This is a genomic window from Pseudomonas sp. BN102 (genome assembly GCF_029871245.1).
Lineage (GTDB): Bacteria > Pseudomonadota > Gammaproteobacteria > Pseudomonadales > Pseudomonadaceae > Metapseudomonas.
On record NZ_SSON01000032.1, the window covers coordinates 1 to 10,405 of the forward strand.

Consider the following 10,405-nt stretch of genomic DNA (forward strand, 5'->3'; position numbering starts at 1 on the left):
GCCCTGGCCGCCGGCCATCATGTCGGCCCCGACACCACCCACCAGCACATCATTGCCGGCGCCGCCGACGATGACGTTGTCCAGCGCATTGCCGAAGCCGACGAAGTTGCCGCTGCCACCGAAGAACAGGCCCTCGACATTGGCGCCCAGGGTGTAGCTGTTCAGCGAGGTGGACACCGTGTCATGGCCTACGCCGAGGAGTTCGACGACAAAGTCGCCGGCGTCGGTGACCTCATAGATATCGTTGCCGACGAGGCCGACCATGATATCGGTGCCGGCCCCGCCGATCAGCACATCGTCGCCGGCCTCGCCCTGCAGCGTATCGCCTTCCTGGCCACCGAGCAGCGTGTCGTTGCCGTCACTGCCCAGGATCATGTCGGCGCCAATGGTGCCGACCAGGGTGTCGGCACCGGCGGTACCGAATATCAGGGCACCGACCACTGCCGTGGCGGCCGAGGTCAGCGAATGGGTCGAGCCGAAATCATCGGTGAAGGTGGTGACCACCCGCAGCTGCTGGCCGACCTGCGTCGCCGTCGGCGTTAAGCCGCGGTTGGTCGCCCCGGCAATGTTGGTGAAGGCGCCCCCATTGCTCGACGACTGCCACTGGTAGGTGAAGATCGAGGAGGTGAGCCCATCCGGATCGTCGATGGTGCCTTGCCCGGCGATCAGTCCCTGGCCCTGGGTCGGGCTCATGTCGCTGATACCCGGAGCGCCGGTGGGAGCATCCGGGGCCGCAGTAGCCAGCACCGCGGCAGTCGGCGCCGAAAACACAGTCTCCACCACACCCTTGGCGTCGCGGTACACCGCCTTGACCCGCATCTGCAACCCGACCAGGTCGGCGGTGACGCGGAAGGTCGGCCCGGCGGCTGCGTTCAGTTCACCACCGGCTCCCAGGGTCTCGATGTCAACGAAGACCCCGTTGCCGTTGTCCACCTGCCAGAAGTAGGCGACGTTGCCGGTGATGGTGCCGCCGGGGTTGTCCGCGTCGCTGACATTCGGAAGCGAGGCCTTGAGCAGGGTGCCGAGTTCGGGCGTCATGTCATTGATGCTGGCCAGGCCCTCCGGCAGGCTGTTGTCGCCGGGGGCGGCGAACAGCATATCGTCGGCGAACTGCAGGCGCTCGATACCGGTCAGGCGATCAACGCCATCCCGGCCCGCGACCGAGTCGGTGACGGTGATCACGTCATCGCTGAAGTCGACCGTGGTGCCATTGTTGTTGATCTGGATGTCATATTCGGCAACGTTGCCACTGAACACCGCCGTATCGTAGTTGGGTCCGGTCGCCGTGAGGATCTCCCGGACTATCACCAGCTGCCCCGGGTTGTAAGTGCCATTGACCATGAAGGGCGCCATTTCCTTCAGGTTATTGAAGCTGGCGATCTCGGGACCGGTGCCATCGCTGTTCTGGCGGACGCTGATGCGCACGTTCAGCCACTTGTCACCGTCGATCAGATCGTCGCCGCCACCGCCCGCGATGGTGTCGCTGCCGGCACCGCCGAGGATGACATTGCCGGCGCCGAAGCTGTCGTCGCCGTTGCCGGAGATACCATCCGGGCCGTCACCGACAGAGCCGATGAACGACCGCAGGCTGCTGATCAGGTCGAAGTTGGTCAGCACGCTGCCATGGGCGCCAGAGGTGGCGATCAGCGCCGCATCCGCGTCGTCACCATGCAGCAGGTCGCTGAAGTGGGAGCCCGACAGGCCTTCGGTGGACTCGAAGCGCGACAGCACCGAGGTGGCGCCGGGAGCGATAGGCGCCTCGTTGAAGGCGCGCAGGCGCATGTCGATGCTCACCCCGGCCGGGTCATCCTTGAACACCGCCCAGTCGAATCCCGACATGCCGACGTAACGGTCGCCCTCGCCGCCGTTGCCCATCATGACGTCGTCACCGCCCTCGCCGTCCATGCGGTCGATGATGCCGAACTCGCCGAGGAAGACGTCGTGGCCGATGATCGGGTCGTTGCCGAAGGAGTCGAAGTTGTCGCCGGCCGCGCCGTCGGGCATCCCGCGCTCGATCCAGTCGTCGCCCTCGTTGCCGAAGGCGAACTCATTAGCCCGCACGCCGAGGATGAAGTCGTTGCCGACACCGCCGAAGGACTCGGAGGCATCTTCGATATTGATGATGAAGTCGTTGCCGAAGCCACCGATCAACAGGTTGAGGCCATTGCCGCCCTGGATGACGTCGTTGCCTTCACCGCCCTGGATGTTGTCGTCGCCCCCCTTGTCCGTAAGGATGTCGTCGCCGGCACCACCGAAGATCATGTCGTTGCCGTCGCCGCCTTCCAGGCGGTCGTTGCCGGCATCGCCGTGCAGGGTGTCGTCACCGATGCTGGAGATCAGGGTGTCGTTGCCGGCGCTGCCGCCCAGCACCACGTGGTCCTCGCCTGTGTATTTGAGGAAGTTGGCGCTGCGCAGCACCAGCGGGATCAGCGGGCTGGTACCCAGCGGATCATCGCGTCCGGTGACACCGAGCCCGGTGAACTGCAGGGTCGGGTCCACTTCCAGGGTGAAAGCCGGGGTGGAGAAAATGTCCCCCGGCAGGTGGGTGGCGGTGGTGTTGGCCATCACCAGCTTGGCGAAGGAGTTGTTCTCCAGCTCGGTGAGGAAGTTCAGGCCGGCGGTGCGTTCCAGGTAGTAGAAGCGGTCGCCGTCCTGGAGTTTCTCCATCTGCGTCTCGAAGACGAAGTTGAAGGTGGAGCCCAACAGGCCGCCGAAGGGCATCTGCTTCTCGGCCAGGCCGCCGACCCACAGATCGATGTCATTCACCCCGGTGGCAGCCGCCGGGCCGTTGAGGAAATCGATCCGGTCGGCCGGCGCACCGTCGCCGCCGAACACCAGGGCGAAGGCCGCGGCGCGCTTGTCCGCCAGGGTGGTGGCGCTGGTCACCGAGACATGGGTGCCGTAGGCGGCGATGAAGTTGACCACCGCCTCCTGGTGCTTCAGGTTCATCGCGAAGTCCAGCCAGCTGGCATAGGGCTTGAGCTGTGTATCACCGGTGGCGGTGAAGAACTCCTGCCGGGCCGCGTTGAGCGAGGGCACGCCAGTTTCCCGTCCCCGGGTCAGGTTGATGGTGGCCAGGTCCAGCGGCAGGCCCAGGAGGTTGTTGCGCAGGGCCTCGGTGACGAACTCGTCGATCTCGTTGCCGAGCTGACGGGTCATGCCACGGACGATGGCGCCGGCCGCTTCGTCGGCACTGACCGTGACGGTGCCGCCCGCGCCATCGCTCAGCTGGTTGAACGCCAGCGGGTTGAGGAAGGCCTGGATCAGGCCCATGGAGCTGTCGACGAAGTTGGCGTCGAGGCGGTCCACCGTCTCGGTCAGCATGGAGTGGCCGAAGCGGTACACCACATGGGCGAACTCCGCGACTATCGCCGGGTTGATATTGGTGTCATAGACCTGGGTCGGCGCGAAGAAGATGTCGACCTGCGGCTGCACCTTGCGGGCAAACTCCTCGAACACCAGGTGCTGGTACTGCATCTCGGTGGAGAAGCGAGCTGCCTGGAACAGGCGTTCGCCGTTCCAGACACCGGGCGACAGTTGCCATTCGGCAATGAAGGCCGGGTCGTTGCTGGCCAACACCACATCCTTGATGTGCTCAACCATGCGGTTGTGCTCGGCGTGGAACACATGGTGCACCGACGTCAGACCGATGTTTTCGTTGCCGCGGCCGTCGCCGGTGGCGAAGTGGGCGTCGAGCAGTTCGTTGTCATAGGTGTTGGGGTTGCCATCGTCGGTGCCTGCGACGCCATCAGCATCAGGCGTCAGCAGGGCCCCGGTGGTGGAGCTGCGCGGGTTGGCGCTGTGGGCGATGTCATCGAGGAACGCATGGTTGGTGCGCACCACGTTGCCAGGCACCGCCAGACCGCCCGCCACGCCCTCGACGGGGCCGGTGGCGGTAACGAACTGAGCAAAGCCGTTGGCGCCGGGCACGAACTTGCCATAGGCGTCGGTGACCAGCATCGGCAGGTTGGTGACATCGGCATCGGTCAGGCGGATGCCCAGCATCAGGGCCTGCGCCTTGACCTCCGCCCAGGTGGGCAGGCCGCCGGTGGCGCCATCTAGCAAGTTGCCGGTGGCGACCGGATCACCCGCAGCGTTCAGCTCGTACTCGCGCAGGAACACCTGGTGCGAGGCATGGGAGGTGTAGGTCTGGTTCTGGTCGACGAAGGGGGTGGTCTGGTTGTTGTGCAGGTGGATATCGTCCGAGGTACCCAGCACGTTGTCATCGCCAGCCTGCACCAGGGTATTGGTGGCCCGGCTCAGCAGCATGAAGCGCTGTGCCACCGGCAGGTCATCCGTGGTGCCGAGCACGCCATCGTCCCCCAGCACCAGCGGGTCGTCGTTGGCCAGCGGCACGAAGACGATGCCGTTGCCGCCCTTGTTCACCAGGTCCAGGCCATGGTCGAAGAACTGGCCGAACAGGGTGAACCAGGAGTTGAAGCCGGCCGACAGGCCCTCGTCAGGCGCGGTATTGGGGATGAACAGCGGCTGCCCGGCCGGAATCGGCACGCCACTGAGGTCCAGCAATACCCCATTGACATCCAGGGTTCCCAGTCCGGCATCCACGAAGGCCTGCACCGCCACCGGGTTGGAGATGGTCTGGTCGACCACCAGGTTGGAGATGAGCCGCGGATCGGCATCGACCACATCCGTGGTGGAGGCGTAGTTGGTATTGGTGATCACACCACCGGGCGCCCCACCGTTGCTGTCGAACGTATCGCCGTCCTGGTCGTTGCGGAAGAACTGATCCAGCATCGTCGGGAACGGATTGTCCGCCGCGCCGAACTCTTCCTGTCCCGTAACCAGGTTGTTGAACGAGCCGTCCACGGTGCGCAGGCCCATGGCCACCCGCGTGTTCGGCAGGATGTCCGTCAGGCTCTCGCCGGCCGCGTGGCGCTCGGAGATCTTGATCTGGTCGAGGATGAATTGCAGGTCCCCGCGGATCAGGTGCACGCCGCCGTTGATGGGGTCGGTGGAGCTCTCGGCCGGGATCGGCGCCACCGGCGTGGTGGGCACTATGCCGTCCACCGCGGCGGTAGGCGTGGAGAAGGCGGTTTCCATCACGCCCTCATCGTCCTGGTAGATCGCCTTGACGCGGATCGCTACGCCGTCCAGGTCACCGGTGACACGGAAGGTGTCGCGGGATTCGGTCGAGGGCGCATCGCCGCCCAGGGTGACTATGTCCTGGAAGATGCCGGGCGCCACCTCGAACTGCCAGACGAAGGTCACCGGCCGCCCGGCCAAGGTGCCACCGGCGATGTCCGCATCGGTCACCCCGGCCACCGATGCCCGCAGTACCTGGCCGACCGCCGGGGTGTTGTCCACGACATTGCTGTTGGCATCGAGGATGGTCACTGTGCCCACCGGCAGGCTGTTGAGGCCCAGCAGCGGGTCGGGCTCGACGAACTGGCCGGCGACCGGATCGAACACCAGGGTCTGGTCGGAGAACTGGATGCGCTCGATGTTGATCAGGGTGTCGGTGCCCTCGGTGAGGGCGGCCGTGCCGACGTTGTCGGTGACCGTGGTGACGCCGTTGAGGGTGGTGACGGTGTAGTTGGCGCGGGGACCGGAATAGACCGCGGTATCCAGGCTGTCGTCGTCATCCAGGATCTCGCGGACGATGCTCAGTTGGCTCGGGTTGACTTCGCCGGAGAGCATGCGCGGGATCAGGTCCCTGATGCTCAACACACTGTCGTTGGGATCGCCGGCTACCTGGACCCGCACGTTCAGCCAGCGGTCGCCATCGATCAGGTCATCACCGCCGCGACCTTCGATGATGTCGCTGCCGGCGCCGCCAAGAAGGATATTGCCGGCCGAGAAGGAGATGACGCCGGGGCCGAAGGCCTGGTCGAACAGCGCCTGCAGGCCGTTGATCAGCGCAATGTTGGTCAGGGTGCTGCCGTTGGTGCCGTCACCGGGGATGGTGGTGGCATCGGAGTTGTCGCCTTTCAGCACATCGCCGAAGGCCGAGCCCGACAGGCCCTCCACCTCGGCGAAGCGGTCCATCACGCCGGCGTTGGATGCCGTCACCGGCGGTTCGACGAAGTCGTCGATCAGCAGGTTGGCGGTCACCCCGCTGGTTTCGCGGCCGTAGTTGGCCCAGTCGAAACCGGAGGCACCGTCGAAGTGGTCGGAGCCGTCGGAGGCGATCATGATGTCGTCTCCGCCCTCGCCCATCACCTCGTCGAAGCCGCCGCCGGTGACGAACACGTCGTTGCCCGCCACGTCATCGGTGGCGAAGGGGGCGAAGTTGTCGCCAGGAGCGCCGTCCTGGGTGCCGATCTCGATCCAGTCGTCGCCTTCGTTACCCGCGGTCGGCAGGTTGGTCTTGGCGCCGTAGATGAAGTCGTTGCCCTGGCCACCGAAGGTATCGGAGACGTCCTCGCCGGTGATGATGAAGTCGTCGCCGGCGCCGCCCAGCAGCAGGTTGAAGCCGTTGCCGCCGTGCAGGACGTCATTGCCGTCCCCGGCGCGGATGGTGTCGTCGCCGCCGAGGTCGGTGATGATGTCGTCGCCCGCGCCGCCTTCGAGGTTGTCGACGCCGTCGCCACCTTCCAGGCGGTCGTTGCCTTCATCGCCCCACAGGGTGTCGTCGCCGATGCTGCCGATCATGATGTCGTTGCCGGCCGTGCCACCCAGCACCACGTGGTCCTCGCCGGTGTAGCGCAGGTAGTTGGTATCCGCGCCGACGGTGTCGGGGTTGTCACGGATCACCAGCGCGAACATCGCTGCAAGGTCGGAGGGGTCGTCCCGCCCCGTGAGGCCCAGGCCGGTGAACTGCCGGGTCGGATCCACCTCCAGGGTAAAGGCCGGAGTGGAGAAGATATCCGCCGGCAGGTGGGTGACGTCGGTGTTGGCCATCACCATTTTGGCGAAGGAGTTGTTCTCCATCTCGGTGAGGAAGTTCAGGCCCGCCAGGCGCCCCAGGTAGTAGAAGCGGTCACCGTTCTGCAGCGCCTCCATCTGGGTCTCGAAGACGAAGTTGAAGGTGGAGCCCAGCAGGCCGCCGAACGGCATCTGCTTCTCGGCCAGGCCGCCAACCCAGAAGTCGATGTTGCCCAGGCCCGTGGTGGTGACGCCGTCCAGGTCCTTGGTCAACGGCTGGTCGTTGGCCCAGGCGCCGGTGCTGTTGAGGAAGTCCAGGCGGTCGGCCGCCACCAGCCCATCACCGTTCTGATCCGTACCCAGCACCAGCTCCATGGCTGCCAGGCGTTTGGCGGCCAGCGTAGTGGCGCCGGTGATGCTGGCGTGAGTGCCATAGGCAGCGATGAAGTTGATCAGGGACGCCTCGTGCTTGAGGTTGCCCATGAAGTCGACCCAGCTGGTGTAGGACTTCAACTGGCTGTCGCCGGTGGCCTCGTAAAAGGTTTTGCGGGCCGCGTTCAGCGAGGGCACACCTGCATCCCGGCCGCGGGCAATATTGATGGTGGCCAGGTCCAGCGGCAGGCCCAGCAGGTTGTTGCGCAGCGCTTCGGTGACGAACTCGTCGACCTCGTTGCCCTGCTGGCGGGTCACCCCGCGGATGATGGCGCCGGCTGCCTCATCGGGCGTCGGGCCGCTGGCCGCGAAGGCCAGCGGGTTGAGGAAGGCCTGGATCAGGCCGATCTCGCTGCTGGCGAAGTTCGGGTCCAGGCGGTCGATGGTTTCGGTCAGCATGGAGTGGCCGAAGCGATAGACCACATGGGCGAACTCGGCAACGATGGACGGATCTATGGTGGAGTCGAAACCGTTGGGCGCCAGAAACTCATCGACGTTGGGCTGCACCTTGCGCGCGAACTCCTCGAACACCAGGTGCTGGTACTGCATCTCGGTGCCGAATTTGGCGGCCTGGAACAGGCGCTCGCCGTGCCACTGGAGCGCGGCGATCTGCTCCGGGGTGGTGGGGAATACGGCCGGCGCGGTGTCCGGCAGCAACCAATGGCTGAGGAAGGCCAAGTCATTGGACGCCAGGATCACGTCCTTGGTCTGCTGCACCAGGCGATTGTGCTCGGCGTGGAAGATATGGTGAACGGCGGTCAGGCCGATGTTCTCGTTGACCCGGCCGTCGCCGGCGATGTAGTGGGCATCCAGCAGCTCGTTGTCGTAGGTGGCGGCATTGGCGTCGTCGGCTCCGGCCACGCCGTCGGCATCGGCTGTCAGCGGCGCGCCGGTCTGGCTGTTGAAGGGGTTGGCGGCGTGGGCGATATCGTCGAGGAAAGCATGGCCGGTGCGCACCGCGTTCGCCAGGCTGATGGGCGCAGCCGGATTGCCTTCCACCAGCATGTCGTCGAAGGTGCCGGCGATAAGGTCGAACCCCCTCATCACCACCTGCGGGAAGCCATTCGGCCCCTTGATGAAGTTGCCGTAGGCGTCGGTGGCCAGCAGCGGGAGATTGTTGACGTCGGCGTCGGTCAGGTTGATGCCAAGGATATCCCGGGCCTGGGCCTTGACCACCGCCCAGGTGGCCATGCCGCCAATGGGCGTATCGTCGCCAGTGCCGAAGCGGCCATCGGCACCCAGGTTGCGGTTGGTGATCAGCTCACCGGTGGCCATCGGACCATTGGCGGTCGAGACGTAGGCGCGCAGGAACACCTGGTGCGAGGGGTGCGAGCTATAGGTCTGGTTCTGGTCGACGAAGGGTGAGGTGGTGTTCAGGTGCCGGTGCACGTCGTCAGCGGTGTTCATGATGCCGTCGGCGCCAGCACCAACGGCCACGTTGGTGGCGCGGGTCAGCACCAGGAAGTTGGTGGCCGCCCCGGGAACGAAGAGCGGATCGTCCTCCTGCAACGGGATGAAGATGGTGCCGCTGTTGCCCTTCTGCACCAGGTCCAGGCCATGGTCGAAGAACTGGCCGAAGAAGGTGAACCAGGAGTTGAAGGGGGCGGACAGCCCTTCGTCAGGTGTGGTGTTGGGGATAACCAGGGGCTGCCCCGGCTGGACCGCCAGGCCGTCACCCCCCAGCAGGGTACCGACCGCGAATGGCAGGCCGGTGCTCGGGTCGATCTGGGTGCCGTCGGCCTGGGTGCCCAGACCGGCGTCGAGGAAGGCCTGGACCGCCGCCGGATTGCTCATGGTCTGGTCGACGATCAGGTTGGAGATGATCCGCGGATCGGCGTCCACCACATTGCCGGCCAGGGGCCCGGTGGTAGCGTAGTTGTTGTTGGTCAGCTCGCCGCCCGGGGCAAGACCGTTGAGGTCGAAGACATCGTCGCCCTCATTGCGGAAGCGCTGATCGAGCAAGAACGGGAAGAAGCTATCCGCCGAACCGAAACTCTCCTGGCCGAAGACCAGGTGATTGTAGGAGCCGTCAATGGTGCGCAGGCCCCAGGGCACCTGTGCGTTGGGTAGCAACGCCGACAGGTCCGCCCCCGCCGCGTGGGCTTCAGCGATGAGGATCTGCTCAAGAATGAACTCGAGGTCAGACTGGATGAAGTTGGCCATGTTTGTTTCCTCAATCCGACAGCAATTAGTCAGGCCGAATCACGCCCACGCGGGTGCGATTCCACGTTTCTTCGTAGGAAATCGATGAAGCCGGGCAAATCGAAGTCGCGGCCGAACCCGCCAAGCCTTGGAAGAAGCTCAGTTCCGACTAAGGTGATTTGTCCCAGCCCGCTCCGTCGGCGACGGTGGCGGCACTACCGCTCAATCGCAGGGCGGGCCGTGGAAGCGGACCCCCGAGGAGGCAAAGGTCGAGGGGACAGCCGCCCCCCCGCGCGAGCCTGAAGCAATGCTCATGACGACGTTCTCCCTGGCTTTCTGGTGGCTGCTGCGGCGAATACGTCCCTCAACGCAGTGACCTGCCAAAAAATGGTCATGCTCGTTCACACCCTGACTAAAGTTCCGGGCCCATTCACTGTCAAGAATACGTCGCAATGTATTTCAAAATGTAAATATTCAATAAACACTTGAATTAAAAGGAAATACACAAAAGAAATAACCTTAGAATCCATTCAACATGCGGTATCACTCTCCCGGCAGTCCTGGCATGCTCTTCTCCATACCAACGAAACACCCGATTTAGAGCGGTCCGCGTGAACCTCCCCACTTATCAGCGGAATACCACCGTTGACTCAAGTGAGGAATCCGGGCATTTCGGAGGCATCTTTCTTGCTATGAAAGTTGTAGGCGAATCGATGACCGTGACGGAAAACCGGCGCCGCTTGCAGAGCGCCTGGGAAGCACTGAATAGAGGTGGGCAATCGAGAAGAAGCCTTTCTCCCGCCATGAAAAACGGGGTGAAGTGCCAGGCACTTCACCCCGTCGGACCCCCTCGATGAATCAGCTTGCCAGGATGAAGTCACCCAAGTTGACGCTGTTGGGATCGGCCACCCCGACCAGGGTAATGCTGTTGGCGCCGACGAGGTTGACCTGGGTGCCGCCCGCCACGGCGACGATGCTCGCGTTGGCCGCGAAGTTGGCCGCGGTG

At 64.6% G+C, this 10,405-nt stretch carries 1 protein-coding gene; it reads right to left on the reverse strand.

The window, feature by feature from the left end:
* Nucleotides 1–9,420: peroxidase family protein (locus E8F12_RS05210; protein ID WP_280324225.1), on the reverse strand; the 9,420-nt coding region annotated here is incomplete at its 3' end.
* Between the last annotated feature and the right edge of the window lie 985 nt (nucleotides 9,421–10,405).